The sequence below is a fragment of the Nocardia sp. NPDC058058 genome, assembly GCF_042885355.1.
Classification (GTDB): domain Bacteria; phylum Actinomycetota; class Actinomycetes; order Mycobacteriales; family Mycobacteriaceae; genus Nocardia.
On the sequence record NZ_JBHVSA010000004.1, the window covers coordinates 711699 to 738374 of the forward strand.

The following is a 26676-nucleotide window of genomic DNA, read 5'->3' on the forward strand; positions in this document are numbered from 1 at the left end:
CTTGTCGCGCAGGCTGATTCAGCCCGCGATATCGGCCTTGGCGGGCTCGGCCGCCGGACGGTGATCACTCTTGCCGTGCCCGACGAACAGTGCGGACGCCACCACGCCGATCAGCAGGATGCAGCCCGGCAGAATCATCGACTGGCTGAGCGCGGTGCTGATCTTGTCCAGCACCTCCGGCGGGATCTTGCCGCCGCCGCTGCCGCCGCCCTCCATCACCGGACCGCCGGGCAGGTGCTGCGCCGCCAGCCGCGAGGACATCAGCGCCGCGATGGCCGCCGAACCCAGCACCGAACCCACCTGACGGGTGGTGTTGTACACGCCCGCGCCCGCACCGGCCTGCTGAATCGGCAGGTTGTGCGTGGCCGTGGTGGCCAGCGGGGCCCAGATGCAGGCATTCGCGATACCGGCGATACCGCCGATGACCAGGAACAGCGGAATCGAGGTGTCCGGCTTCATCAGCGCGGAGAAACCGAAGATGGTCGCCGCGAACACCGCGAAACCGATGGTCGGCAGAATGCGCGGCGGCATCCGATCCGAGATCTTGCCGATGATCGGCGCGAACACACCGGTCAGAATCGCCATCGGGGCCAGCACCAGCGCCGATTTGGTCGGCGACATGCCGTGCACCTGCTGCAGGAAGAAGTAGAACGGCACGAACGTCGCGGTGATCGAGGCGCCCATAGCCGCGATCGCCAGGCTGGACAGCGAGAAGTTGCGATCCTTGAACAGGCTCATCGGGACCAGCGGTTCACCGGTATTGCGTGCCTGATTGACCACGAACAGACCCAGCACCACGATGCCGCCGCCGATCATCAGCCAGATCAGCGCGTCCCAATCGCGGGTGCCGCCCTCCTGGATGCCGAAGACCAGCAGGAACATGCCGACCGCGGACAGTGCGACGCCGACGAAGTCGAACTTGTGCTCGTGGGTCTCCAACGCGGGCACCAGCCAGGCCGCCAGCACGAACGCGATGATGCCGATCGGCACGTTCACGTAGAAGATCCACTGCCAGCCCTGCCAGTCCACCAGCACGCCACCCAGGATCGGGCCGACCAGGGTCGCGAGACCGGCGACGCCGCCCCACAGGCCCATGGCCGCGCCGCGCTTGTCCGGCGGGAAGGTGCGGGTGATGACCGCCATCGTCTGCGGGGTCATCAGCGCCGCGCCCAGACCCTGCACCGCGCGGGCCGCGATGAGCATCTCGATGCTCGTCGACATGGCGCACCACAGCGAGGCGAGGGTGAAGACCGTCAGGCCGATGAGGTAGATGTTCTTGGGGCCGAAGCGATCTCCGAGCCGCCCGGTCACCAGCAGCGGTACCGCGTAGGCCAGCAGATAGGCCGAGGTCACCCAGATGACCTTGTTGATATCGGCGTTCAGATCCTCCTTGATCGCCGGATTGGCCACCGCGACGATGGTCATGTCCAGCAGGATCATGAAGAACCCGACCACCAGCGCGTATAGCGCCAGCCACGGATTGCGTTGAGTGGACATGGGATTCCTATCTAGAGATGAAAGTCTGTGTAGCGGAAGGGGATTCGCGGTTTGTCAGGGGACCACGCCCTTTCGGACGGCGGCCAGATCCGCCTGACTCAGGCCCGCGCCCCAGTCCGCGCCGAGCCGATCCTTGTCCTCGTCGTCGCGGCTCGGAACGCGCTCACCGGTCTCCGGATCGAAGTCGGACCACGGCAGCTCGCCGGACTCCAGATCGGCGATCACGGTGCGCAGCCAGCCCGCCTCGGTGACGTTGGACAGGTGCAGGAATTCGATGACCATCCAGTACCGCCGCGGCACCAGGCGGGAACGGACCCAGTCCTGCAGCGCCTCGAACTCGGCGATGCGGCCGTCCACCCAGGTGACGCGTTCGCGCAGTAGTGCGATCACATCGTGCACCGGCAAATTGTGCGCCTCGGCCATGGCGAGCGGAAAAATCGGGTACTCCTTCACGGGAGTACGGAGGATTTCCGTGACCCGGGTGCGCAGGTTGTCGCGCCCGGCCGGATTGATCCGATAGGTGGTCCGTTCCGGGCGATTACCGGCCCGATCGGTGCCCTCGGCCACCACGAATTCCAGCTCCGCCAGCCGCGCCACCGTGTGATAGAGCGAGCCGGGTTTGATCTTCACCAGCTCGTCCTCGTGCCGGGCCATCAGGAGTTGATACATCTCGTACGGATGCATCGGCTTCTCTTCCAGCAGGGCGAGCACCGCGATCGCCAAAGGCGTCAGCGCCACACTCGCCTGCTTGCCGGTCATATCGGCCTCCTGTTCCGCTCCAAATATTCCACGTGGAATATACGACGTGGAACATGGCGGGGCAACCCCCTGTGGTCCGGCGCACAATGGCCCCGATGGCGCACCGTGGCCCGGATAGCGCACCGTGCCAGTCACTTTCGGGGGGCGACGGGAAACAGGCCGCTCGGTAGGCTGACCCGGTGGTTAAGGGTTCGGTGGCCTCGCACGTGATGCGGTTGCTGGTGGGAGTCGCGCGGGAGTCCGGGGTACCCGAGCATGAGCTGGCGTTCATCGAGGGGGTGCGCGGGCCCGCGCTCGATGACGATCTGACCCGGTTTCCGACCTCGTCGCTGCTGCGGGTGTGGGAGTTGATCGCGGCGGCCGACCCGGTGGGCGGCGGTGCGCGGGCCATCGCGGCCGCGGATCGGGGACGGCTGCACGTGTGGGACTACCTGGTGACCGGAGCGCCCACGCTCGCAGCGGGTTTCGCGGACGCGGGAGAGTATCTGAGCGTCATCTGCGATCCGGTCGCGCGAATCTCGGTGCGCGAGGACGGTTCTCGGCTGACGGTGCAGCACGACAATCTCGCCACCGGGACGGAGGTGGACAACACCATCAACGAGTACGCGCTCGGGTTGATTCTGCGGCGTGCCCGAGATGCGCGCGGAGACCAATTGCGGCCCGTGCGAGTGGATTTCGCGCATGACGCGCCCCGGCGGCACGACCACCTCGACGAGGTGTTCGGGACCGGGAACATCCACTTCGGGCAGGGCGGGAATCGGATCACCTTCCTCGATGCCGAATCCGAGCCCGCGGCAAGGCCTTTCGACCCCGAGCTACAGCGCGTCATGCGGATGTACGCGCGCTCGATCATCGACAGCGCGCGGCCGGCGCCGGACTGGCGCGAAACCTTCCGCGGCGCGATCTCCGAAGCGCTGGCGGACAGTCACGGCCGTGGCACCTCGCTGGAGGAGGTCGCGCACCGGCTGTCCATGAGCCCGCGCACCCTGCAACGCCGCCTGGCCGACCACGAGACGACCTGGCGAGAAGAGTTGGAGGCGGTGCGATTCGAGCGCGCCACCCGGTTGCTGCGCGAGACCGATCTCTCGCTGCAATCCATTGCCGGACGGCTCGGCTACACCGACCATCGCACCCTGCGGCGCGCCTTCCAGCGTTGGACCGGGCAGACCCCGGACGCCTTCCGGCGCGCCGCCTGAGCGCATCTCACGACTTCGCGGCCCGCGTCGCCTGCACCGCGTTCAGGGTGACCGCCGCGGCATTCCAGATGGCGTACAGGCTCACCGCGTACGGCACCCAGGTCGGATGACGGACGGCGATCAACACGATCGTCGCCACCGCCAGCGCGAGCGCGCGATGCACGATTCCGTTGTGCAGCAGGCTCTTCAGCACGGCCGCTGGCACCGATGGCTGGACCGTGATCATCGTTCCACCCGCTTCTTCAGCGCCTCGTTCGACAGCTCGAAACTCTCGATGGTGCTCGCGATGGTGCCGCTCATGAAGGGCGCCAGCACCCCGCCGAACTCCTCCGCCTGCACGAACCGCGTTCCGCCGTCCCGCGCCTCCATCGTGAACTTGTGCGTGCCGTCGAAAAGCCCGGGCACCAACACGATTCCCTTCCAGGTGACCGCCCTGGCGTGCTCGGCCACCAGCACGCGGGGCTTGAAACCCATGGGCCGCCCCGTGACCGGGTACATCCGCATCTCCAGCCGCGCACCGACCGCGAGCGTCCCCTTGGCCTCCCGAATGAACGGATTCCACTCGCTGTAGCTCTCGAAATCACTGAACACCGCCCACACCTGCTCCGGCGTGGCGTCGATCTGAATATCGGTACTGATCGATTTCATGAATCCGAGCCTATGACCAGCACATTCGCCCCGAACGGGATGCAACGCGCCACCTAGGGGACAAACGGCGCCGGGCCGGATTCCCGTGGGAATCCGGCCCGGAACGTGAAAACGGTTGTGCTAGACGGTCGGTGCGAACGCCTCGCCGATGATCTCGGCCTGCTCCACCGCGTGCACCTTGGACGAACCCGAGGACGGGGCCGACATGGCGCGCCGCGAGATGCGACGCAGCTTGGCGAAGCGGGCGGGCAGGATCTCCGGGAGGTTCAGGCCGAAGAAGGGCCAGGCGCCCTGGTTGGCCGGTTCTTCCTGGACCCACACCAGATCGGTGGCGTTGGGGTAGCCCTCCAGCGCCTCGTTCAGGCGGAACTTCGGGATCGGGTAGAGCTGTTCGACGCGCACGATGGCCACATCGTCGCGCTTGTTCTTGTTCTTCTCCACGACCAGCTCGTAGTAGATCTTGCCGGAGGTCAGCAGTACGCGCTTGACCTTCGAACGATCACCGTCGCCGCTCTCGTAGGTGGGCTCCTCGAGCACCGAACGGAACTTGTTGTCGGTGAAGTCCTCGACCTCGGAGACCACGGCCTTGTTGCGCAGCATGGACTTCGGGGTGAAGACCACCAGCGGACGGCGGATGCCGTCGAGCGCGTGCCGGCGCAGCAGGTGGAAGTAGTTCGACGGGGTGGAGGGAACCGCCACCGTCATCGAACCCTCGGCGCACAGCTGCAGGAAGCGCTCGATACGACCGGAGGTGTGGTCCGGACCCTGGCCCTCGTGACCGTGCGGCAGCAGCAGCACGACCTCCGACAGCTGGCCCCACTTGGCCTCACCGGAGGAGATGAACTCGTCGATGATGGTCTGCGCGCCGTTGACGAAGTCACCGAACTGCGCCTCCCACAACACCAGTGCGTCGGTGTTGCCGAGCGAGTAGCCGTATTCGAAACCGACCGCGGCGTATTCGGACAGCGCCGAATCGTGCACCGCGAACCAGCCCGGATTCTTCGACCCGATGTTGTGCAGCGGGGTGTACTCGCCACCGGTCTTGCGGTCGATGATCACCGAATGCCGCTGCGAGAAGGTGCCGCGACGCGAATCCTGACCCGTCAGGCGGACGGCCTTGCCCTCGTCGATGAGCGAACCGAAGGCGAGCAATTCGGCCATGGCCCAATCGATCTTGCCTTCGTACGCCATCTCGCGGCGCTTCTCCATGACCGGCTTGACGCGCGGATGCACATTGAAGCCCTCGGGCGGGTTCACGAACGCGTCGCCGATGCGCTGCAGCACAGTCTTGTCGACCGCGGTGACCAGCGTGGTCGGCATCTGCTGCTCGTCCTCGACCGATTCGGACGGTTCCGGAACGTACTTCTCCAGCTCGCGCACCTCGTTGAAGATCCGCTCCAGCTGCCCCTGGTAATCGCGCAGGGCGTCTTCGGCTTCCTTCATCGAGATATCGCCACGGCCGATCAGGCTCTCGGTGTAGGCCTTGCGGACCGAGCGCTTGGTGTCGATGGCGTCGTACATGTTCGGCTGCGTCATCGAGGGGTCGTCGCCCTCGTTGTGGCCGCGGCGGCGGTAGCAGATCATGTCGATGACCACGTCGCGGTTGAACCGCTGGCGGTAGTCGACGGCCAGCTTCGCAACCCACACACAGGCTTCCGGGTCATCGCCGTTCACGTGGAAGATCGGCGCGCCGATGAACTTCGCGATGTCCGTGGAGTATTCGGTGGAGCGCGAGTACTCGGGCGCGGTGGTGAAGCCGATCTGGTTGTTCACCACGATGTGCACGGTGCCGCCGGTGCGGTAACCGCGCAGCCCGGACAGGTTCAGCGTCTCGGCGACGACACCCTGACCGGCGAAGGCCGCGTCACCGTGCAGCATGAGCGGCACGACGGAGAAGCTGCGCGCCTCTTCGCCCTTGGTGACCAGGTCTTCCTTGGTGAGCAGATCCTGCTTGGCGCGAACCAGACCCTCCAGCACCGGGTCGACGGCCTCGAGGTGCGACGGGTTGGCCGTCAGCGAGACCTCGATGTCGTTGTCGCCGAACATCTGGATGTAGGTGCCGCGCGCACCCAGGTGGTACTTCACATCGCCGGAGCCGTGCGTGGCCGCCGGGTTCATATTGCCCTCGAACTCGGTGAAGATCTTCGAGTAGGGCTTGCCGACGATATTCGCGAGTACGTTCAGGCGGCCGCGGTGCGGCATACCGATGACGACCTCGTCGAGGGCGTACTCGGCGCACTGATCGATGACGCCGTCCATCATCGGGATGACGGACTCCGCGCCTTCGAGCGAGAAGCGCTTCTGGCCAACGTATTTGGTCGCCAGGAAGGTCTCGAACGCCTCGGCCGCGTTGAGCCGGGACATGATGTACTTCTGCTCGGCGACGGTCGGCTTGGCGTGCTTCTGCTCGACCCGGTCCTGAATCCACTGCAGCTGTTCGGGATCCAGGATGTGGGTGTACTCCACACCGACGTGGCGGCAGTATGCGTCACGCAGGATGGACAGCACATCGCGCAGCTTCATGCGCTCCTGGCCGTGGAAGCCCGCGACATTGAATTCGCGATCCAGGTCCCACAGGGTCAGACCGTGCTGGGTGACATCCAGATCCGGATGCGAACGGAACTTGTCCTTCACCAGCCGCAGCGGGTCGGTGTCGGCCATCAGGTGACCGCGGTTGCGATACGCCGCGATCATTTCCTGCACGCGGGTCGACTTGTCGATACCGCGTTCCTTGATGTCCTTGCGCCACCGGATCGGCTCGTAGGGCACGCCCAGGCCGTGGTGGATATCGTCGTAGAACTCGTCCGAGATCAGCAGGTTGTGGATGGTCCGCAGGAAATCGCCGGACTCCGCGCCCTGAATGATGCGGTGATCGTAGGTCGAGGTCAGCGTCATGAGCTTGCCGATGCCGATTTCGGCGAGCTGCTCATCGCTCATGCCCTGGAATTCGGCCGGGTACTCCATGGCGCCCGCGCCCACGATCGCGCCCTGACCCTGCATGAGGCGCGGCACCGAATGGTTGGTGCCGATGGTGCCCGGGTTGGTGAGCGAGATGGTGACGCCGGAGAAATCGTCGGCGGTGAGCTTGCCGTCGCGCGCCCGGCGCACGATGTCCTCGTACGCGCTGTGGAACTGCGCGAAGGTCATGGTCTCGGTGTTCTTGATGGCCGCGACCACCAGCGAACGGTTGCCGTCCTTGCCCGGAAGGTCGATGGCCAGGCCGAGATTGGTGTGCGCGGGGGTGACCGCGTTCGGCTTGCCGTCGATCTCGGCGAAGTGCCGGTTCATGTTCGGGAACGCCTTGACCGCCTGCACGATCGCGTAGCCGAGCAGATGGGTGAAGGAGATCTTGCCACCGCGGGTACGCGCGAGGTGGTTGTTGATGACCACCCGGTTGTCGATCATCAGCTTGGCCGGGAAGGCCCGGACGCTGGTGGCGGTGGGGATGGCCAGCGAGGTCGACATGTTCTTGACGACGGCCGCCGCGGGTCCACGCAGGATCTTGGTCTCATCGGCGGTCGCGGCCTTCGGCGCGCCCGTGGTGGGGGCGGCGTTGGAGGCCGGAGCCGGGGTGGTCTGCGGGGTGCGCACCGCGGCCGCGGCGGGCGCGGGGGTGGCCAGCGCGGCGGGGGCCGGATTGGCGGCGGGCGCATTGTTCGCGACCGAAGTCGGCACGCTGTTCGTGGACGGTGCGACGTTCGGCGTGGCCTTCGGTGCGGCGGGGGCCGCGGGCGGGGTGACAGGGGGAGCTACCGCAGCTGTCGCCGGGGTAACCGGCTGGCTGTTGCCGGTATCGCCGGGAGTGGACTCCGGCGAGTAATCGGCGAGGAACTCGTGCCAGCTCTCATCGACCGACGACGGGTCTTGCTTGTACTTTTGGTACATCTCGTCGACAAGCCACTGGTTCTGTCCGAACTGGTCTGTTGAGCTGCTCACAGCAGGTGTTCGCCTCATTTCGTTCTTCGCGCTGCGACGTTTGTGACGTGCCCGGCACGGGTAATCGGCGGATGCGCGCCGACGCGCCCCCTCTGAGGATATGCCCACCCCTGTAAGCCCACGGGCATGGACTACCACCGAGCGGACACGTTCCTTAGTGACGACTCGTCCTCAACTGAGAATATTCCTTCGGTGGCCTGTGCCGCAGCCCAGAGGCGGGAGTACGCACCGTGTGTTGATAGCAGTTCTTCATGAGTGCCGATTTCGGTGATCTTGCCCTGCGCGACGACGGCGATCAGATCGGCCTGCGCGGCGGTCGCGAGGCGGTGCGCGACAATCACCGCGGTGCGGCCATTGGTCACCGATTCGCTTGCCACCAGCACCGATGCCTCGGCGGCCGGATCGAGTACGGCGGTGGCCTCATCGAGCAGCAGTAGATCCGGCCGCACCAGCTCGGCGCGGGCCAGCGCGATCAGCTGCCGTTGCCCGGCCGAGAGTCCGCGCCCGCGTTCGCCCACCGGCTGGCGCATTTTCAGCGGCAGCGCGTTGATGGCGTCGAGCGCGCCGACCGCCGCGGCCGCCGCCTCGATCTCCGCTGAATTCGCAAAAGGTTTGCCGAATGCAATGTTGCTGGCGATGTCGCCGGTGAACAGGTGAGCTTCCTGAGGAACAACTCCCAGCCGCGATCGATAGTCGGTGAGCCGATAGTCGCGGATATCGACGCCATCCACGCTGATGGTGCCGTTTTCGCCGGAAATGCGATGCGTCCCATAGGAATCGGCTATCGAGCCGGGTATATCACCTGACTGTCGATCGTGATTTCCGTCATAGGGCATGTCGTACAGCCGTGCCAGCAGTTTCACGATGGTCGATTTCCCCGCGCCCGTCGCACCGACCAGTGCGAGGCTGGTGCCCGGCGGAATGCGCAGCGTGACACCGTCCAGCGCGGGGGTGTCGGTGCCCGGATAGCGGAAGCGCACATCGTCGAAGACCACGTCACCGCGCAGGCGGCCGTCCACGGTGACCGCGTCGGCCGGATCGGCGGCGATGGAGGACGGCGTGCGCAGCAGTTCCCCGATGCGGCGCAACCCGACCCGGGCTTGCTGATAACCGTCGAAGAGTTGGGAGAGCTGATGGATCGGGCCGAACAGCAACTCCAGATACAGCACGAAGGCCACCAGCGTGCCCGCGGTGGTGACGCCGTTCGCGACCTCGCGCGCACCCATGAACACGACCGCGGCCAGCGCCAGATCGGCCCACGCGCCGACAAACGCGAAGAACAGCGCGATGGCGCGCTGCGCCCGCATCCGGCTCACCCGATAGCGGTGCGAATAGCCGGTGAAACGTTCGGCCGAACGCTCCTCGTGCCGATTCGCCTGTACCGCACGCAATCCCGCGACATTCTCGGCGAAATCGCCGTTCACGGTGGCGGCGTGCTCCCGCGATTCGGTGTACGCGGCATCGGACACCCGGCGGAACCACCAGGTGGCCAACAGCAACGGCGGTAGTGACACGAACACCACCAGCGCCAGCTGTACATCGATCACCAGCAGCGCGACCGCGATGCCGAGCACCATGAGCACGCTCACCAGCGCGTCCGGCACGCCGGTTTGCAGGAAGGTGGAGAGCGCGTCGATATCGGTGGTCATGCGGGTCAGGATCTTGCCGGACAGTTCGCGCTCGTAGTAGTCCAGTCCGAGTCGTTGCAGGTGCGCGTAACTGCGCACCCGCAATCCGTACAGCACCCGTTCGCCGGCGCGCGAACCCCACACCAGTGCGGTCGAGGCGGCCAGCCAGCCGACGCCCGCCAGTACCGCCCCGATGATGGCGGCCTTGGCCAGTGCCGCACCGTCATGGTTGGTCACGCCGGAGTCGATGGCGTACCGCACGATCGACGGAAAGCCCACGCCGACAATCGCGTCCACCGCCAGCAGCAGTACCGCGGCGATGACCAGCCACCGCACCGGGCGCATGGCTTTGCTCAACCGGAATTCGGTATCCGGCTCGCGCAGCTCGGCCGGATCGAGCTCCGGCAGTTCGTTCGCGGCGGGCAGTTTCGCCAGCGACTTGCGCACCTCCTGCGGCGTATCGGGATCCAGCCCGGCGTCGGCCTCCAGTCCGGTGCGCGCGGGTGTCGCGATCGCCGGGCCCGGTGTGGTTTCCCCGCCCGGAGCGGGCAGGCGGATGATGCGGTCGGCATGGGTGAGGGTGGATTCGCGGTGCGCCAGGATGAGGGTGGTGCGGCCGGAATCGGTGGGCAGCGCGGCGAAGATGGCGGCCTCGGTGAGGGCGTCCACGGCGGAGGTGGCGTCATCCAGGATGAGGATGCGCGGATTCGCCAGCAGCGCGCGGGCCAGGGCGATGCGCTGGCGCTGACCGCCGGACAGCGTGAGCCCGCGCTCGCCGACCACGGTGTCGTAGCCCTTGGGCAGGGTGCGAATGAATTCGTCGGCGGCGGCCTGGCTTGCGGCCGTGTGGATTTCGTCCTCGGTCGCCTCGGGGCGGCCCAGTGCGATATTCGCGGAGATGGTGTCCGACAGCAGGAATGCCTCGTCGAAGACCACACCCACCGCATCGCGCAGTTCGGCGGCGCGCAGTTCGGCGATATCAACGTGGGAGTCATTGCCGTACAGGGTGATCCGGCCCGAACTCGGGGTGTAGAAGCGGGGGAGCAGCAGCGACAGGGTGGATTTGCCCGACCCCGCCGGGCCGATGATCGCCACCGTCTCGCCGGGCGCCACCGTCAGGTCGAAATCGTCCAGAATCGGCCGCTTCGGGTCGAATCCGAAGGTGAGACCGGAGATTTCGATGCCGAGCGGTCCGGCGGGCAGTGCCACCGGATGCGGCGGATCGGTGCGTTCGGGCGCACTGTCGATCACCTGGTGCACGCGTTCGGCGGCGGCACGGGTGAGCTGTGCCATCACCACCACCATGGAGATGGTGCGGGTGGCATTGGTCATGGTGGACAGGTAGGCGGTGAACGCCAGCAGGGTGCCCAGTCCGATCGCGCCGTGCAGGGCCAGCACACCGCCCGCGGCGATGACCGCGACCAGTCCGGCCTGCGGCACCGAGGACAGCGTCGGCCCGAATTTGGCGTCGATGCGGGCGGCGCGCATGCGCTCGGCATAGAGCTTGCGGCCGTGCCGTTCCAGCAGATCGACCATGCGGGCTTCCTGCCCGAAGCCCTTCACCACGCGCACGCCGGTGATGGTCTCCTCGACATGCTGGGCCAGATCCGAACCGCGCTGTTGCGCCGACCAGGTGGCGGCATAGAGCCGCGGCCGCACCCGATACACGACCAGCGCCAGCACCGGCACCACCAGCAGCGCGGTGAGCGCCAGCGGCGGCGACAGCCACAGCATGACGCCCGCGGCGAGCACGAATTGCAGCACCGCGAGCGAGGACCACGGGCCCATGGCGAGCAGGCCCTGCACCAGGGTCAGATCGCTGATGGAGCGGGACACCACCTGTCCGGTGCGCAGCGCGTCCTGTCCGGGACCATCCAAACGCTGAAGCGCCGCAAGCAGATCCACGCGCAACTCATGCTGCACATCGAGTGCGAGTTGCCCGGCGGCCATGCGGCGGCCGAAGGAGGACAGGAAGCGGCCGACCGCCAGCAGCGCCAGCAGCCCGGCCATGGCGGTGATGATGCCGGTGTTCCCGGCGGTGGCCCCGTCCAGCGCCCGCTTGGCCAGCAGCGGCCCGGTGACCTCGACGGCCGCGCCGATCAGCACCGCGACGGCAATGCCCGCGAGCAGCCACGGGTGTTCGCGACATCGCTCCCAGAGTCGGCGCAACCACCCGGGAGCGGCGTCGGTCGGCGCACCTTCCGGCGTCACCGCGGCGGGCGCGTTCGCGTGCGTCGGCGCATCTCCGCGGGCCGTCGTCGCGCCCGCTCGTGCTCGGTTCACCCCGTTTTTCTCCACCCCGGCCTCATCCACCTTCATCACGCTCACCTAGTGCCGTAACGACGGCCCTCCCCCCAGTTTGTTCCCGCCCACCGACAATCCCGGGGTCGATGGCGTGTCGGTGCGCGAAGTCGGACTCGCGCTTGTGTGCGGAGCGCGGGCGTGGTCCGCTGGATTCATGCCGATTCAGCGTCTCAATCACGCCGTCCTGTTCGTCTCCGAGTTGGAGCGGTCCGTGGCCTTCTACGAAGAGGTGCTCGGGTTCCGCCGACTGCCGGGCGGGTTCCCGGGCGGGGCGTTCCTACAGGCGGGGGGGTCGGCCAATGATCATGATCTCGGCCTGTTCCAGTCGCCGGACCCGTCGACCGCGCATCGCACCGGGCGGGTTGGGCTGTATCACCTGGCCTGGGAGGTGGACACGCTCGCGGAGTTGCAGCGCGTCAGGGGCGTGCTCACGGCCGCGGGCGCGCTGACCGGGGCCTCGGACCACGGCTCCACCAAGGCGCTCTACGCCGCCGATCCCGACGGCATCGAATTCGAAGTGTGCTGGCTGGTACCGGATTCGGCGGTCGAGGAAGAACTCACCACCATGGCCGCGCCGACCTCGCCGCTGGATCTACCCGGTCTCATCGCGAAGTACGGTGCGGACACCCCGGGTGGTCCGCGCACCGATCACGAGGTCTGGCGTCGCCTGTTCGCCGACCGCACCGCCGACTGAATCGCCTCGGGGCGAACAGGTCTCACCGGGCGAACCGGTCTCACAGGTCGCGGCGGGTGAAGAACCACCACGCCGCCGCGGCCGAGCCGCCGGTCCAGATCAGCAGGACGATGATGGCGGCCGGGGTGGGCGCGATGTACGCGCCCTTCACGTACGCGCCATTGGTCATCGTCCCGACGGTCGCCGAGATCGGCAGGATGTTCGCCAGTCCACCGAATCCGACGGCCTTGGCGGTGATCCACACCAGCGGTTCGAGTACCGCCAGCGCGACCATGGCCGCGATCGCCTGCACCGGCGTCCGCAGCAGAAAGCCCAGTGCCGCACCGATAATCGACCAGCACACCACCGCGACGGCCACGCCGCCGAAAATGGCCAGCATATTCGCGGTGAGCGGCACCCGATCCCGCCCGAACAGCAGTAGCGCCGCACCGCCGAGCACTTCCAGCCCCAGTGTGACGGCCAGTGAAACCGCCGCCGCCACACCGAGTTTCGCGCCGAACAGCAGATTGCGGTCCGGTGTGAACAGCGCGCTCAACCCCAGTGACCCGAGTCGATATTCATCGCCCGAGACCACCGCGCCGAGCGCCGCGGCCAGCACCACGGCCGCGAGCAAAGCCAATCCGGGCGCGACGGCCGACCCCGTCGCGAACAGGAACCGGTCCCGCACCGCCGCGTCGGCGGGCTCGAACGTCAGCCCCATGATCGCGAACGCCACCACCCCGTACCCCACCAGCAATCCGGCCACCCGCCGGTTCAGCCGCAAGGAGGTGATCTTCCGAAACTCCGAATCCGCCGCCCGCAGTACAGAATCCGGCACGACATCCAGAATCATCGAAAATCCTCTCGTAGCTGGCCACCGGCCGGACGGGTCCGGCCGATAATCGCCGATCCCGCCACGGCGTCATGAGCGCGTTCGGCCGCAGCGGCCGCGGCGTCCGATTCGGAAACGCGCGGGGTCTGCGCGCGCGGTGGGGTCAACGCGGCATTCCGTACGTGGCGGGGGCCGGGTAGGGCTGGGCCGCGGGGGCGGTGTGGGCCAGGGCGGCCAGCACCTGGTCGGGGTGGATATGTTCGGGGGTGATCTCGGTGAGCTGGACGCGGGCCTGGGAGGCGGCCGATTCCAGTTGGGCGAGTGAGACTTCCGCGACGGCGAGGCGGCCGTCGGGGCGCATGACGGCATCGGTGAAGCCCTGCGCGGCCAGGGCGGTGGCCAGCGCGATCGGGCTGGAGGCGCGCACCAGCAGACGATCGGGGTGATTGCGGCGCAGGCGCGCCGGGCTGCCCTGATAGGTGATCTTGCCGCGGTCCAGCACGATCAGCTCATCGGCGACCGGCAGCACCGCGCTGAGGGTGCGCGAGGTGAGCAGCACCGTGCCGCCGCGCCGGGCATGCGCGTGCAGATATTCGGTGAGCCAGGCGGTTTCGGCCCCGTCGAGCCCGTCGAAGGGATCGTCGAGCAGCAGCAGCGGCGGATTGCCGAGCAGTGCGACGGCCAGTGCGAGCCTGGTGTGAGCACCGGGGGACAGGGCGCGGGTGAACTCCTGCGCCAGGGTGTCCAGGCGGGTCAGCGCCAGCACCTCGTCCACCCGCTCACCGGAAGAACCTGCGGCGGCGGCGAATACGCTCAACTGCCCGCGCACGGTGCGGGCCGGATGCAGTCCGCGCGGGGACTGCATCGCGCCCAGCACCTGCCGTCCGCGCGGCGCGGCGGCGGGACCTCCGAGGGTCGCGGTACCGGAGTCCGGGGTCAGCCCGCCGAGCATGAGTCGCAGCACCGTGGTCTTGCCCGCACCGGGCGGACCGGTGAGTGCCGCCACCTTGCCGGCGGGCACCACGAAACTCACGTCGTCGACGGCGGTGACGGTGCCGAAGCTCTTGCTCAGTCCGGCCGCGGCGAAGGCGAGCGGTCGCGCCTGGCTCACGGCTGCTTGGTCCGGGGCGCGGATTCCACGGCCGGGAACGGATCGGCGTCGATGACCAGGGGCTGCGGCCACACCGCGGGCGGTGCGCCGAAGGCCTTGCGCGAGTTGTCGATAATGCCGTGCCCGAGCGCGCGGTTGCCGAAACCGCCGATGGCCGCGCCGATTCCGGCCGGAATCACCTTGCCCGCCATGAGTGCGGTGCGCTTGGCGAGGAACTGCATGACGAATCGCTTGAGCAGGGTGTCGTTCATACCGCTGATGCCCGGGATCTTCCCGGCCATGAGCGTGCCCCAGTTCTTGGCGGAGCTGCCGACGCTCTTCTGCACGATCTCCATCCCGCTCTCGCCCATGACGACGGCCAGCACCAGGGCGCGGCGGCGTTCCTTGTCATCGGGCGCGACGCCGTGCACGGCCGCGACGGCGAGGGTGTAGACGGCGGACGCCTCCAGGAAGAACGCGGTCTCGGCGCTCATGGCCGCGATCGAGGCCATGGTGCCGACGCCGGGCACGGCCGCGGTCGCGCCGACCGCGGTACCGCTGCCGGTGACGGCGGTCAGGTACAGCTTCTCGATCCGGGCAATGATCTGCGCGGGGGATTCACCCGGGTGGCCATCACGCAGCTTCCCGACATACTTCGCGACAGCGGGGGCCTGGACCTGCGCCCCATTGTCGAGCAGCGAGACGACTGTCTTCTCGAGCCCGGCCTTGAACATCGCCATACCCCTAACATTCGCGCGGTCCTCCGACCGAAACTCTATTGCACCCGCTCAACGATTCGCGAGACTGTTCCGCCTCCCCGAACCTTTTGCCGGCCCCTTAGGGACATAGCCAGTTTCGCACCGGGCATGCGGGTTGGAGGGGGTTACGTTTCGGGGGTCCCCCAGGAGTTACCCCGAAGGTCGCGAGATCAGTCCTTACTTGAGTCGGACACGCGGCATATCGTGGGCTTTGTGGCGGGTGTGTCGGAAGGCGCGAGCGGAGTTCCGGATCCGCGATTGCGCCCGTACGTCCTCGGGTACGAGGGCTACCTGTTGCGCGGGTTCGACCCGGGTACGCACGTGGGCATGCCCGCGTCGGTGCTGACGGTGATCATCACCATCGACGAGCCGATCGAGCTCGCGGTGTCCTCGCATCCGGATCAGCCCGGCGGAACCTGGGAGATGCTCGCCAGCGGGCTGACCACGCGCCCATGTGTGATCGCGCACAACGGTTATCAGCACGGTGTGCAGCTGGCTTTGACCCCGCTGGGGTGCCGTGCCCTGTTCGGCATGCCCGCATCGGCGCTGGGTTCCTGGATCGTGGATCTGCCCGAGGTGTTCGGACCGTCCGCGCGGGAACTGCGGGAGCGGCTCGCGGCCGCCCCGGACTGGCCGCGCCGCTTCGAGATTCTCGATGAGGTGTTGCTGCGCGCTGTCCGCCCGGCGCACTGGGACGCCGAGCTGGCGCACGCCTGGGCGCTGCTGTCCGGACCGGATCCGGCGGTGCGGGTGGCCGCGGTGGCCGATGAGATCGGCTGGAGCCGAAGACATCTCGGCAATCGATGCGGTGCCGAACTCGGCGTGACCCCGAAGGATCTGGCGCGCATCGCACGATTCGAGCGTTCGCACGCCATGATGCGCCTTCCGGAGCCGCCGTCGCTGGCCGAGGTCGCGACCCTGTCCGGCTACTACGACCAGGCGCATATGGCGCGTGAGTGGCGCGAACTCGCCGGGCTGCCGCCCTCGGTGTGGCGCGAGCGCGAGGAGTTCCCATTCGTCCAAGACCCGCAGCCCGCCGGGATAGCAGGCTGAGGTCATGACCGAAACGACAACATCAGCAGCTTCCACCGCAGCCTCGACCGGCACCGTTCTGGTGTGGCCGACCCTGGTCTACCGCGACGCCGCGGCCGCGATCGACTTCCTGGAGCGGGCCTTCGGTTTCGAGACCATCGCCCGCCACAATGACGGCGATATCGTCGCGCACGCCGAACTGGCCTGGCCCGCGGGCGGCGCGATCATGCTCGGTTCGTCCCGCGAGGGGATGGCCCTGGATTGCCAGCCGCCCGGCGTCGGCTCCGTCTACATCGTGGTGCCCGACCCGGATGCGATCTACGCCAGCGCGAAGGCCGCGGGCGCGAACATCACCCGCGAACTCCGTGATGAAGAGGGTTATGAGTCAAGGGGTTTCGTCTGCCGCGACCCCGAGGGCGTGTACTGGAGCTTCGGCACCTACGGCGGCGAGACCCGCTGACCCGGTTCCGGCCGCGCGGGGTGGCCGGAACAGCGTCGTGCGGGGGGACCGGAGTGTGGCGTCAGGCGGGTTGGTGCCCGGCGGGCACCCGTTCGGCCGGGAGCGGCGGCTCGGGCGGTGTGCCCCTACCGAAGGGGTTGCCGCCCAAGGTTTCCCGGCCGTGCGGGGTCAGCCAGTTGGCCAGGTCCGGGCCGTCGGGGACGATCCGGGTGGGATTGATGTCGGTGTGCACGATGTAGTAGTGCTGTTTGATCTGGGTGAAATCGGTGGTGTCACCGAATCCCGGGGTCTGATACAGATCCCGCGCGTACGCCCACAGCGCCTCGAACTCGGTGAGCTTCTGCCGATTGCATTTGAAATGCCCGTGATACACCGGATCGAAGCGGGCGAGCGTGGTGAACAGCCGCACATCGGCCTCGGTGATGGTGTCGCCCACCAGGTATCGCTGTCCGGAGAGTCGTTCCTCGAGCCAATCGAGCGCGGTGAACAACCGGTCGTAGGCGGCATCGTAGGCGGCCTGATCGCCCGCGAATCCGCAGCGGTACACGCCATTGTTGACCTCGGTGTACACCCGCTTGTTGACGGTGTCGATCTCCGCGCGCAGGTCCGCGGGGTACAGCTCGGGCGCGCCGGGCCGATGGAATTCGGTCCACTCGGTGGAGAAGTCGAGGGTGATCTGCGCGTAGTCGTTGGTGACGATCTGCCCGGTCGCGATCTCCGCGATGGCGGGCACGGTGATACCGCGCGGATAGTCCGGGAACCGCGCCAGATACGCGTCGCGCAGGAAGTGGATACCCAGCACCGGGTCGACCTCGCCGGGATCCAGATCGAAGGTCCAGCTGCGCTTGTCGTGCGTCGGGCCGCAAAGGCCGAGGGACAGCACGGATTCCAGTCCGAGCAGCCGCCGCACGATGAGCGTGCGATTGGCCCACGGGCAGGCGCGCGCCGCGATCAGCCGATACCGCCCGGGTTCGACGGGGTAGCCGTCGCGCCCGTCCGCGGTGATCCGCGTGGTGATGTAGTTGGTATCGCGTTTGAACTCGCCCGGCTCGACATACGCGCCGTTTTCGGCTTCCGAGGTGGTCACCCGATCAGTCTTCCAGATCGAGCAGGCGCTCGGCGGTGGTCCGCGACGCGCTGCCGATCCGATCTATCCCGGGGGATGTGACTGCGCATACATTCAGTTCATGACCGACTCCAAGCCCACCCGTCTGGAACGCATCGTCACCGAGGGCGGCGCCCAGGCCGCGATTCTCACGATCGCGCATCCGCCGTTGAACCTCTTCGATCAGGCGCTGTTCGATGCCATCGCCGCCGATATCGAGGATCTGGCCGCCGACACTCCGCGCGCGGTCCTGCTGCGCGCCGAGGGCAAGCTGGTGTCGGGCGGTGTCGATGTGCACGTCTTCGACGGTCTGTCGGCGGCCGAGGGCGCGCAGCTGTGGCAGACGCTGTTCGCGCGCATCATTCATCCGCTGGAGGCGCTGGCCTGCCCGGTCATCTTCGCCGCGCACGGCCTGACCCTGACCGCCGCCTTCGAGATCGCGCTGGCCTGCGACATCATTCTGGCCGCGCCCAAGGCCAAGTTCGGTCTGGTGGAGACGGTGGTCGGGCTGACCCCGTCGATGGGCGGCCCGCAGCGGCTGGCCGAGCGGGCCGGTTCGGGTCGCGCGCGCGAATTCGTCATGACCGGTGACCTGTACGACGCGCCGACCATGGCCGACTGGGGTGTGGTCAACGCGGTGCACGAGGATGTCGACACCGCCGCCCGCGCGCTGCTGGCGCGGCTCGCCGAGGGTCCGACGCGCGCGCACGCCGCGACCAAGGAGATCATCGGCGCGTGGCGTTCCGGTGGTGTGGCGCATGCGGATTCGGTGACGCCGCAGGTCTCCGGACATCTCTTCGCCACCGATGATCTGCGCGGCGCGGTCAAGAGTTTCCTCGACGTCGGCCCGGGGAAGGCCACGTACACCGGTCGCTAGTGGTTTCCGCGCCGTGACGTCTCCACTACGTTTGCCGACAATCCGCCCACGGATGTGATGTGCATCATATAGTCACTGGTGCCTGCAGGCTCGAGGCGCTCGGAGGGACGGATGTCGCAGTTACTGGTCGAATACCCGCACTCGCGAAATGCCTGGTGCGACAACCCGGTTGCGCGTGGTGCCGATGGCATCCTGCGCTACGGGAACCTGACCCCGGCGCTCACGGAATTGCTGGATGTCCAGGTGCACAACTTCTCCGCGCGGGAGGCGGTGGTCGAGATCGGCGGCCCCCGCCTCACCTATCGGGAGCTCTGGTACTCCGCCTCCCGGATCGCAGGAGGATTGCAGGAGCACGGAATCGGTTACGGGGACCGGGTCGCAGTAAGAATGCCGGTCGGCGCGCGCTGGGTGCAGGCGTTCCTGGGCGCGCTGCTGTCCGGCGCGGTGCCGGTGCTGGTGCATGACGGTTTGCCGGATGCGTTGGCGGACCGCGTGATTCGCGATGCCGCCGCCGATTACATCCTGGACGGCGGTGGCAGCGCGGCGAATTACCGCGAGGCGCTGCCGGATGGCGCGGCGTTCATCGATGACGGTGCGTCACTGGGCGAGCTGGCGCTGCTCTGCTACACCAGTCCGGGCGCCGAGATCGGACCGCGCGGTGTGGAGTTGACCAACGAAAACCTTTTGTCCGCAATCCGTTCCGTGGTCGGCACGCTCGATCTGCCGAGCGAGGGGCTGCGCAATCTGGTGCTGCTGCCGCTCGCGCACGCCAGCGGTTGCGTGGATCAGTTACTGCCCACCTTCGCGGTCGGCGGCACCGTGGTGCTCGCCCCGGATCCGGCGGTGGTCGCGAAAACGCTTGTCGCGGAACGAATAGACATGGTCTCCGCGACCCCCAGAATCTTTGCGGGCCTACTGCCCGAACTCGCGGGCCTGCGCCTGGATCGGGTGCGCCAGGTCTGCAGCGCGGGTCACCGCGCCGAACTCGCCGCCGCCGACCACTCCACCTCGGATTCGGTGGCGGCCACCCTGCGACAGATCTTTCCGGAGGCCCGCCAGTGGTCGGTCTGGGGCGCGACCGAGACCAGCGGTATCGGCCTGGCCCGCGATGACGGCGCGGCCGCCCGCGATGTGCTCGGATTCCCTTTCGGCGGAACCGAACTCGCGCTCTGGGGCCCGCGCGCGGAAGCGGGCCACGGCGAACTCCTGTGCCGCGGCCCCAATGTCGCCCCCCGCTACTGGAACGACCCCCAGACCACCGAATCCCGCTTCACCGGCGCCTGGTTCCACACCGGCAACCACGTGAGCATCGACCCGGACGGCCTGGTCCGCCGCTCCCTCGCCGAATAGGCCAGGCCGCAACTCTTCGTCACGGTGGCTATCCGACGAGACGGGTGCGCAGGGCGTCGCGCTGGGCGGTGTCGATGCCGACCTCGGTGAGGTAGCCGTCGATGCCGCCGTACATCTCGTTCATGGTGTTGGTGCCGGATTCCAGGTATTCGGGGCGGACGCCGAGCAGATCGTCGGAGAGTTCCTCGTCGGTATCGCCCGCCATGTAGGCGCGCAGCACCGGGACGGCGTCATTGCTGAGCAGGTAGTCGGCGTAGACGTCCTCCTCGGTGACCTCGACCGCGCGCAGCAGTGTGGCCACGGCCCAGCCGGTGCGGTCCTTGCCCGCGGCGCAGTGCACCAGGGCGGTGCCGGTGAGCACCGAATCGGCCAGCGCCTTGATCGCGCTGTGCGCCTCGGGCATGGCGGGGAAGAGCCGGTAGACCTCGAGCATGTGATTGGCCGCGGTGACATTGCGGCGCGCCTCGTGCGGCGGGGTCTCGCCCATGCGCGGATCGAAGGGGGTGACGTGCAGCCGGACCTTTTCGGGCAGGGCATCGTGGCCGATGAGGTCGATCTCGGCGAAGCCGCGCAGATCGTGCACATCGGTGACGCCGAGTTCCAGCAGCCGGTCGCGGCCCTGGTCGTCGAGGCGGCTGAGCTGGGCGGAACGCAACAGCACACCATCGCGCACGGATGCGCCCGCGGTGGTGCGGGCGCCGCCCACATCGCGGAAGTTGAAGGTGCCGTTGATCAGGAGGGGGTCGTGGCGCGCTGAAGTCACTCGGCCAGGCTATCCGTGGGCGTCCGAACGGAGGATGTCGAATCCGGCTAGTGGACGTGAATTTCGTGTCGCTACCGGCGCGTTGTGAGGGCGTGGCGGGTTCGGACGTGTGGGTTCGCGCACACTCGCTATCTTTAGCAGTACTAGCTTTCATAAAATACCAAGCGGTTCTAATGCCTGGTTTACCGGGCGATCGATGAATTTCGACGATTCCCATTCGATCGCGGGCGAGTAGCGATTAGGTAACGAAACAATCTTCCGGTACGAAACCGGCTATCAAAGCTGGTCATCGACCCAGAAAACGACGTATCGTTGAGACCCGTTGAACGGGTACGCCGGGGTCCTGCTCGGGGATCAGTGCTGATCTGCAAACCCGTTGAGCGAGCCGCGCAAGCAAGATGCGCGAATCTTTTTCGCCAAAGGGAGTCGTCGTTGAGCGCTAGTGGAGAAATCGTCCAGGTCGGATTGCGATCGGCCATGTCCGAGGCGATCGAAAAGGCCGCCGCGTCGCTCGACATCACCGGTAGCCGTGCCCTGCGAGTGCTGCTGCACGCGGGGGTGAGCACCCTCTGGCCGATTCTGAAGTCCTCGCCGGACCGGCAGTTACGCGCCTACGAGGGCACGCTGGCGGTACTGCGCCGCCGCTGGGAGGACGGGCAAACGGTCTGTGTACCGGATCCGGTGGCCTCGGCCATGTTCCGGGACCTGGATCAGGAGGTCACCGCGTTCCTGGAGCTCTGCGCGCAGCGATCCGGCACGCAGTGGCTGGAACCGGTCGATGCGATCGCCGCGTACCTGGTGGCCGTGATTCAGGGCATGGTGCTGCGCTGGCTGGCCGACTGCGATGACGAGATATCGCTGGTCGTGCTCGATGATCTGGTGTCGTACCTGTCCACCAAGGCGCTCGATCTCTGATCCCGCGCCCTGATCGCACCGATCGCCCTGTTTGTCGGTCTTTCGCTGCACATTCCCTGTGCGTCCGCTCCGGCGTCGCTCACGAAGATCCCGGATTGCTGGACGCATGACCAGTTTCGTGATCGAATGAACCTGTGAGCGAACCGTCGCCGATCGCGGAGCTGCACGCGGCCACCGCCGAGCTCGACCCGCCCCTGGCCGCCGTCGACCTGGCCGCCCTGCGCGCCAATGCCGCCGATCTGGTGCGCCGCGCCCGCGGGGTGCCGATCCGGGTGGCCAGTAAATCCGTGCGCTGCCGCGCCGTCCTCGAAGAGGTGCTGGGCAGCGACCTCACCGCATCCGGCGGATTCGCCGGAATCATGGGTTATTCGCTCGCCGAGGCCATTTGGCTGGCCGGACTCGGCGCGCGGGACATTCTGCTCGGCTATCCCACCGTCGATCGCGGATCGCTGGCCAAACTCGCCACGGATCCGGTACTGCTGGACGCGATTACGCTCATGGTCGACGATCTCGACCAGCTGGACTTCATTCGCGCCGCCGTCGGCAGCGATAAGGTCGCGCCCCGGGTGTGCGTCGATGTGGATGCCTCGCTGCGCATCGGGCCGCTGCACCTCGGGGTGCGGCGCTCGCCCATCCATTCCCCCGAACACGCCGCGCGGGTCGCCGGTGCGGCGCGCCGACGCGGGTTCCGGGTCGTCGGCGTGATGACCTACGAGGCGCAGATCGCCGGACTCCCCGATACCAATCCCGCTGTGCGACTGGTGAAGAAGGCCTCCGCCTTCGAGATCGGCCGGCGTCGGCGACAGGTCGTCGAAGCGGTGCGCGCCGAGATCGGTGAGCTGGAGATCGTCAACAGCGGCGGCACCGGATCCATCGAGGTGAGCATCTCCGATCCCGATGTCACCGAGGTGACGGCGGGCTCCGGGCTATATCTGCCAACGCTTTTCGACGGTTACCGGAATCTGGCTCCGCGCCCTGCGATGTACTTCGCCATGCCGGTGCTGCGCCATCCCGCCGAGGGGATCGCCACGGTCTTCTCCGGCGGCTATATCGCCTCCGGTCCCGCCGGGGCGACGCGTGTCCCGAAACCGGTGTGGCCCAAGGGTTTGAGTCTGATCGGCACCGAAGGCGCGGGCGAGGTCCAGACCCCGCTCACCGGTGCGGACCACCTCGCCATCGGTGATCGCGTGTGGTTCCGGCACGCCAAGGCCGGCGAACTCCTCGAACGCTTCAATCAGGTGCAGCTCGTCGCCGACGGTGAGCGCACCCAGGTGCCGAGCTATCGCGGCGAAGGCCAGAACTTCGGCTGAGCGCCGAAACCCGTTCAGACGCGGTCGAGTTGCAGGACCGCCGCCAGATCGGACAGCTCGGCCGCGGTGGTCGGCAGGTATTCGGTGAGCAGCGGTGAGCGGACGATGATCGCCGCCCACATCGCTCTGGAGATGGCGCTGGTCAGCCAGTGTCTGGAGACCAGCGCGCCGATACCGTGCGGGGCGTCCTTGGGGGCCGAGGTGGCCATGGAGACCAGCACCACGGCGGCCTCGCGACCCTGGAAATGGTCCGCCGTGCCGACCAGCACGTCCTCGATCCTGGCGCGGGACAACTGGGTTCGAATGCGCGCCACCTGGGCGTGATACGGCGCGACCACCAGGATGTCGTGCGGGTGCAGGCGGCGGGTGACCGCGCCGGTCTGCCACGGCAGGCCGAGCAGATTGCGCACCTGGCGCACGATCTCGCGGGCCTCCTCGGCGGATTCGGTGCTGTTGCCGTGATGTTCGATGGTGACGGTCCGCACGCCCGGTTCGATACCCTCGAGTTCCCTTGCCAGGGTGACGGTTTCGTTCGATCGCAGTCGATTGTCGTAGCGCAGCCGCGATACCGGGCCGCAGACGCGCGGATGCATGCGCCAGGTGCGGTCCAGGAAGTAGCCGAAGGCGGCGGGCAGCGTGCGATGCGTGCCGACCAGGCGGCCCAGTGCCGAATCATGCACCGGCTCCGGATGAATGCCGTGCCGGATGGTGGGCGCGGGATCGCCCACCAGCAGCAGATTCCGCGCGCACAGTGCGACCGCGACGGCGTCGGCGAGCGGGAACTTCCCGGCGTCGGCGATCACCAGCAGGTCCAGGCCGTCACGGGCGATACGCGCCGGATCGGCGAAATCGGTCGAAAGTCCGCCCACCACACCGCCGTTGACGGCGTTGTCCAGGAAGCGCTCATATTTCGAGGCGTCGATGGGCAGCCATTCCGGGGCCACCGACTGGGCTTCGGCCTTGGCGACGAGTTCGGGCAGCACGCCCACCTGCACCACCGCGTCCAGCACGTGTTCGACCACGGCGTGCGTGCGGCCGACCACGCCGACGCGCCATTTGTACCGTGTCACCAGCCTTTCCACCACGCGGGCGGTGGTGGCGGTCTTACCGGTGCCGGGCGGGCCCTGCACCGCGACATATGAATTCTCCAGGTCGAGAATGGCGGCGGTGACGGCGGCGGCGTGATCGCCGAAGACCTCCGGCAGCGCCTTGCCCGCGCGCAGCCGGGGCGGGCGGCCGCACAGCAGGTCGAAGACGGCGTTGTCCGGCACCTCGGGCAGGGTCACCAACAGGTGGTGCGCGATGTCCTCGAGTGATTCCTCCAGGAATTCGCTGCGGCCCGGCGGGCAGGGCGCGATGGCGGTGGGTAGTTCGTCGTAGGGTTCGCAGCCGTCCGGCAGCAGTTCGACGACGCGCACCACATCCTCGAAATTGGTGTCCAGGGCGCAGCCGAGCACCGTCGCGTGCGCTGCCGCGCGCTGGGCGGGCAGGGTGGTCATCCCGGGCGCGGGGCGGTCGTACAGGGTCAGTACCGGGGTGCCCGGCTTCGGGGCGTTGCCGGTGCCGAGCCTGCCGGTCAGGGTCAGGTAGCGGCGCATGGGGCGGTGATCGGTGCTGTGCCATTTGGTGTCGACGGTGCCCCAGTCGGCGACCAGGACCCCCGGCGTCTCCGCCCACTCCTCGACGGGGTGATCCAGGCGATCGTCGTGCGCCCAGCGCAGCGGTTGCCGTTCGCGCCGGAAGTATCCGGCCGCGGCGGCGGTGAACGCGGCGGCGATCTGCGCCGAACTGCGTTCGCGCTCATCGCGATAGCCGGTTTCGGCGAATTCCCGCAGGGCCGCCTCGACCTCGTCCGGGCCGGTTTCCCAATAGTCGTAGGACATGCGCCGGGCCGGGGTCACCGCATGTTCGCGGGCCAGCTCGAGCAGCCAATCGCGCAGTCGCCGAACATCTTCCGGGCCGCTACCGGCCAGCCCGCCCGCAGCCGGGGGAGCGGAGTCCGGCGAGGCCTGATTCGGGGGGAGCTGGCGCAGGTCGTAGCAGCGCTCGCCGACGATCATGGCGGCGCGGACGATCGGATACAGGTCGACCAGGGCCGGAAGCAGTTCGGCCACCACGTCTTCGCCGTCCGGATAGCGTTCGCCGATCGCGCTCAGCAGCGGGCGCAGGTCGCCGCGGTAATGGTGGATGCGCAGGTCCGGATGCTCCCACTGGCGTTCGGTGAGGAAGTCCAGCAGGGCGTCGGCGTCATCGGTCCAGGGTGAAAGATCCTGCGCCGCAGTGGTATCGGTGACCGGTGCCGCATCGCCGGTGTGAATGGCGAAGGTGTGCACGCGATCCGCGGACCAGTTCGACCACACCTCGATCAGATCGGGTGCGGTGCGGCTGACGAACAGGTCACCGAGGCTGGGCTGCGGCAGTGCGGCCAGGGCCGCGGCGTCGATGAGGGTGTGCGCGGGCCGGCCGGTGCTCGCCCGCTCCAATTGGAGTTCGGCCTGCCGCCGCAGGGTGCTGAAGGTCGGGACGGGCACACCGGTGACGGTGGCATCGGCCGCCGCCAGCCGCTGCACGGTGGTGATTCCGGCATCGCGCAATTGCGCGCGGGTGGCGGGCCGCATACCCGCGACCAGCAGCAGATCCCGCCGTGATTCGAGTTCGGCGGTGCAGGTGGGGCAGTTCCCGCAGGCCAGAAAGCGGCGATCGCCCCACTGCACGGGCAGCAGCTCGCCGAGTTTGTCCTCGATGATTCGATTCAGGCGATCCCGGCGCGCCTGATGAATGACCGCGATATCGGCCAGCGACTGTGTACCCGCCACCCCGTCCACCCATAGCCGGGCCCGCGCGGCGGGCCGGAACCCGCACCGCCGCAACGCGTCCGCCATGGCGGCCAGGGTGAGCAGCGCCGGAATGCGCCCGTTCCGGCCGACCACGGCGGCGGGCAGATAGTCATAGGTCTCCGGGTCACTGTCCCGCACCAGGAAATCGCAGCGCGTGGCGAACTCCCCGTCGAACACGACCGCCCCGGCCACCGCCTCGGCCTGCCCCCGCAACGCCGCCAGCGTCTGCTCATGCGCATCGCGCAACGCGGCCACCGCCGCCTCCGCATCGACGGATCCATCCGCGCCGAGGGGTGAGATCCGGCTCGAGCGGTCCGCGCCCGCAGCGAAGTGGGCCGAGCGGTCCGCGTCGGGCGCGAGGGGGGCCGAGTGCGGCTGATCGACTCCGGGGACGCGCACGCGTACGACCGCGCTTCCGTGCCGGTCCCGCAGATCCGCGAGCCGATGTTCGACCGCCCGATCCCAGGCATGGGTCAGCACACCGGGCGCCGGATATCCGATCGACGTCACCAGCCCCAGTTCGGCGTCGAGCCCACGCAGTAGCGCGAACTCACAACGCGCCGCCGACACCAGGTCACCGGTGCTGCACACGACACGATCACCGAACAGAATCAATCGCGGCCCTCCTGTGTCTCTCCGCCCGACACCCGCGACCCACACACGCCATTACGTGCCGAGTCGCGCCATAGCGTAGTGACTCCGCACC

General features: G+C 67.9%; 20 protein-coding genes. 8 read left to right on the forward strand and 12 right to left on the reverse strand.

The window, feature by feature from the left end:
* Nucleotides 1-18: 18 nt before the first annotated feature.
* Nucleotides 19-1497: a DHA2 family efflux MFS transporter permease subunit gene (locus ACFVUS_RS34405; RefSeq protein ID WP_387776316.1), complete on the reverse strand. Its 1479-nt coding sequence runs from the start codon at nt 1495-1497 to the stop codon at nt 19-21.
* Between the two features lie 54 nt (nt 1498-1551).
* Nucleotides 1552-2256 (reverse strand): PadR family transcriptional regulator, encoded by a 705-nt coding sequence (locus tag ACFVUS_RS34410; RefSeq protein WP_387776319.1) that lies wholly within the window; start codon nt 2254-2256, stop codon nt 1552-1554.
* Nucleotides 2257-2435: 179 nt separating this feature from the next.
* Here ACFVUS_RS34410 and ACFVUS_RS34415 point away from each other — a divergent pair, with 179 nt between their 5' ends.
* Complete coding sequence (locus tag ACFVUS_RS34415) at nt 2436-3452, forward strand: helix-turn-helix domain-containing protein (RefSeq protein WP_387776322.1); 1017 nt, start codon at nt 2436-2438, stop codon at nt 3450-3452.
* Nucleotides 3453-3459: 7 nt separating this feature from the next.
* On the opposite strand, the gene ACFVUS_RS34420 is transcribed toward ACFVUS_RS34415, so the two are convergent.
* From ACFVUS_RS34420 to ACFVUS_RS34435, 4 genes are all read right to left on the reverse strand, one after another.
* The gene (locus ACFVUS_RS34420; RefSeq protein WP_387776324.1) at nt 3460-3678 is read right to left on the reverse strand and encodes a hypothetical protein; all 219 of its coding nucleotides are present in this window, start codon (nt 3676-3678) and stop codon (nt 3460-3462) included.
* Nucleotides 3675-4100 carry an SRPBCC family protein gene (locus ACFVUS_RS34425; protein WP_387776327.1) on the reverse strand — a complete coding sequence of 142 codons (426 nt, stop codon included), beginning with the start codon at nt 4098-4100 and terminating at the stop codon, nt 3675-3677. Before ACFVUS_RS34425 ends, ACFVUS_RS34420 begins: the two co-directional genes overlap by 4 nt.
* A gap of 120 nt (nt 4101-4220) precedes the next feature.
* Complete coding sequence (locus ACFVUS_RS34430) at nt 4221-8054, reverse strand: multifunctional oxoglutarate decarboxylase/oxoglutarate dehydrogenase thiamine pyrophosphate-binding subunit/dihydrolipoyllysine-residue succinyltransferase subunit (RefSeq protein ID WP_387776330.1); 3834 nt, start codon at nt 8052-8054, stop codon at nt 4221-4223.
* 113 nt (nt 8055-8167) lie between these two features.
* A complete protein-coding gene (locus tag ACFVUS_RS34435; protein WP_387776333.1) occupies nt 8168-11983 on the reverse strand; it encodes an ABC transporter ATP-binding protein in 3816 nt (1271 codons plus the stop codon).
* Nucleotides 11984-12122: 139 nt separating this feature from the next.
* Here ACFVUS_RS34435 and ACFVUS_RS34440 point away from each other — a divergent pair, with 139 nt between their 5' ends.
* Nucleotides 12123-12662, forward strand: a complete 540-nt coding sequence (locus ACFVUS_RS34440) for a VOC family protein (RefSeq protein ID WP_387776336.1) — start codon at nt 12123-12125, stop codon at nt 12660-12662.
* Between the two features lie 40 nt (nt 12663-12702).
* Here ACFVUS_RS34440 and ACFVUS_RS34445 read toward each other — a convergent pair whose 3' ends face one another.
* From ACFVUS_RS34445 to ACFVUS_RS34455, 3 genes are all read right to left on the reverse strand, one after another.
* Nucleotides 12703-13494 carry an ABC transporter permease gene (locus tag ACFVUS_RS34445; protein WP_387776339.1) on the reverse strand — a complete coding sequence of 264 codons (792 nt, stop codon included), beginning with the start codon at nt 13492-13494 and terminating at the stop codon, nt 12703-12705.
* Between the two features lie 142 nt (nt 13495-13636).
* Nucleotides 13637-14584 carry an ATP-binding cassette domain-containing protein gene (locus ACFVUS_RS34450; RefSeq protein ID WP_387776342.1) on the reverse strand — a complete coding sequence of 316 codons (948 nt, stop codon included), beginning with the start codon at nt 14582-14584 and terminating at the stop codon, nt 13637-13639.
* Nucleotides 14581-15297 (reverse strand): hypothetical protein, encoded by a 717-nt coding sequence (locus ACFVUS_RS34455; RefSeq protein ID WP_387778468.1) that lies wholly within the window; start codon nt 15295-15297, stop codon nt 14581-14583. The genes ACFVUS_RS34450 and ACFVUS_RS34455 overlap by 4 nt, the downstream gene beginning before the upstream one ends.
* Before the next feature lie 237 nt (nt 15298-15534).
* Here ACFVUS_RS34455 and ACFVUS_RS34460 point away from each other — a divergent pair, with 237 nt between their 5' ends.
* Both ACFVUS_RS34460 and ACFVUS_RS34465 read left to right on the forward strand, forming a co-directional pair.
* Nucleotides 15535-16374 (forward strand): helix-turn-helix domain-containing protein, encoded by an 840-nt coding sequence (locus ACFVUS_RS34460; RefSeq protein ID WP_387776345.1) that lies wholly within the window; start codon nt 15535-15537, stop codon nt 16372-16374.
* Nucleotides 16375-16378: 4 nt separating this feature from the next.
* Complete coding sequence (locus ACFVUS_RS34465; protein ID WP_387776348.1) at nt 16379-16813, forward strand: VOC family protein; 435 nt, start codon at nt 16379-16381, stop codon at nt 16811-16813.
* Nucleotides 16814-16874: 61 nt separating this feature from the next.
* On the opposite strand, the gene ACFVUS_RS34470 is transcribed toward ACFVUS_RS34465, so the two are convergent.
* Nucleotides 16875-17900 (reverse strand): glutathione S-transferase family protein, encoded by a 1026-nt coding sequence (locus tag ACFVUS_RS34470; protein ID WP_387776351.1) that lies wholly within the window; start codon nt 17898-17900, stop codon nt 16875-16877.
* A gap of 100 nt (nt 17901-18000) precedes the next feature.
* Here ACFVUS_RS34470 and ACFVUS_RS34475 point away from each other — a divergent pair, with 100 nt between their 5' ends.
* Both ACFVUS_RS34475 and ACFVUS_RS34480 read left to right on the forward strand, forming a co-directional pair.
* A complete protein-coding gene (locus tag ACFVUS_RS34475; RefSeq protein WP_387776354.1) occupies nt 18001-18795 on the forward strand; it encodes an enoyl-CoA hydratase/isomerase family protein in 795 nt (264 codons plus the stop codon).
* Between the two features lie 111 nt (nt 18796-18906).
* Complete coding sequence (locus ACFVUS_RS34480) at nt 18907-20145, forward strand: class I adenylate-forming enzyme family protein (protein WP_387776357.1); 1239 nt, start codon at nt 18907-18909, stop codon at nt 20143-20145.
* A gap of 28 nt (nt 20146-20173) precedes the next feature.
* Here ACFVUS_RS34480 and ACFVUS_RS34485 read toward each other — a convergent pair whose 3' ends face one another.
* On the reverse strand, nt 20174-20908 hold the full coding sequence (locus tag ACFVUS_RS34485; RefSeq protein ID WP_387776360.1) for a tyrosine-protein phosphatase: 735 nt from the start codon (nt 20906-20908) through the stop codon (nt 20174-20176).
* Nucleotides 20909-21340: 432 nt separating this feature from the next.
* On the opposite strand from ACFVUS_RS34485, the gene ACFVUS_RS34490 reads away from it, so the two are divergent.
* Both ACFVUS_RS34490 and ACFVUS_RS34495 read left to right on the forward strand, forming a co-directional pair.
* Nucleotides 21341-21823: a TetR family transcriptional regulator gene (locus ACFVUS_RS34490; protein WP_387776363.1), complete on the forward strand. Its 483-nt coding sequence runs from the start codon at nt 21341-21343 to the stop codon at nt 21821-21823.
* A gap of 134 nt (nt 21824-21957) precedes the next feature.
* Nucleotides 21958-23133: an amino acid deaminase/aldolase gene (locus ACFVUS_RS34495; RefSeq protein ID WP_387776366.1), complete on the forward strand. Its 1176-nt coding sequence runs from the start codon at nt 21958-21960 to the stop codon at nt 23131-23133.
* Nucleotides 23134-23147: 14 nt separating this feature from the next.
* Here the strand turns inward: ACFVUS_RS34495 and ACFVUS_RS34500 are convergent, their stop codons facing one another.
* Entirely contained in the window at nt 23148-26585 is a 3438-nt protein-coding gene (locus tag ACFVUS_RS34500) for an AAA domain-containing protein (protein ID WP_387776369.1), read from the reverse strand.
* Between the last annotated feature and the right edge of the window lie 91 nt (nt 26586-26676).

Coding starts and splice junctions, on each gene's coding strand:
- ACFVUS_RS34410 (WP_387776319.1), bottom strand. CDS start 2,256: ATGACCGGCAAGCAGGCGAGTGTGGCGCTGACGCCTTTGGCGATCGCG.
- ACFVUS_RS34420 (WP_387776324.1), bottom strand. CDS start 3,678: ATGATCACGGTCCAGCCATCGGTGCCAGCGGCCGTGCTGAAGAGCCTG.
- ACFVUS_RS34445 (WP_387776339.1), bottom strand. CDS start 13,494: ATGATTCTGGATGTCGTGCCGGATTCTGTACTGCGGGCGGCGGATTCG.
- ACFVUS_RS34405 (WP_387776316.1), bottom strand. CDS start 1,497: ATGTCCACTCAACGCAATCCGTGGCTGGCGCTATACGCGCTGGTGGTC.
- ACFVUS_RS34440 (WP_387776336.1), top strand. CDS start 12,123: ATGCCGATTCAGCGTCTCAATCACGCCGTCCTGTTCGTCTCCGAGTTG.
- ACFVUS_RS34455 (WP_387778468.1), bottom strand. CDS start 15,297: ATGTTCAAGGCCGGGCTCGAGAAGACAGTCGTCTCGCTGCTCGACAAT.
- ACFVUS_RS34425 (WP_387776327.1), bottom strand. CDS start 4,100: ATGAAATCGATCAGTACCGATATTCAGATCGACGCCACGCCGGAGCAG.
- ACFVUS_RS34465 (WP_387776348.1), top strand. CDS start 16,379: ATGACCGAAACGACAACATCAGCAGCTTCCACCGCAGCCTCGACCGGC.
- ACFVUS_RS34480 (WP_387776357.1), top strand. CDS start 18,907: ATGTCGCAGTTACTGGTCGAATACCCGCACTCGCGAAATGCCTGGTGC.
- ACFVUS_RS34475 (WP_387776354.1), top strand. CDS start 18,001: ATGACCGACTCCAAGCCCACCCGTCTGGAACGCATCGTCACCGAGGGC.
- ACFVUS_RS34435 (WP_387776333.1), bottom strand. CDS start 11,983: ATGAAGGTGGATGAGGCCGGGGTGGAGAAAAACGGGGTGAACCGAGCA.
- ACFVUS_RS34430 (WP_387776330.1), bottom strand. CDS start 8,054: ATGAGGCGAACACCTGCTGTGAGCAGCTCAACAGACCAGTTCGGACAG.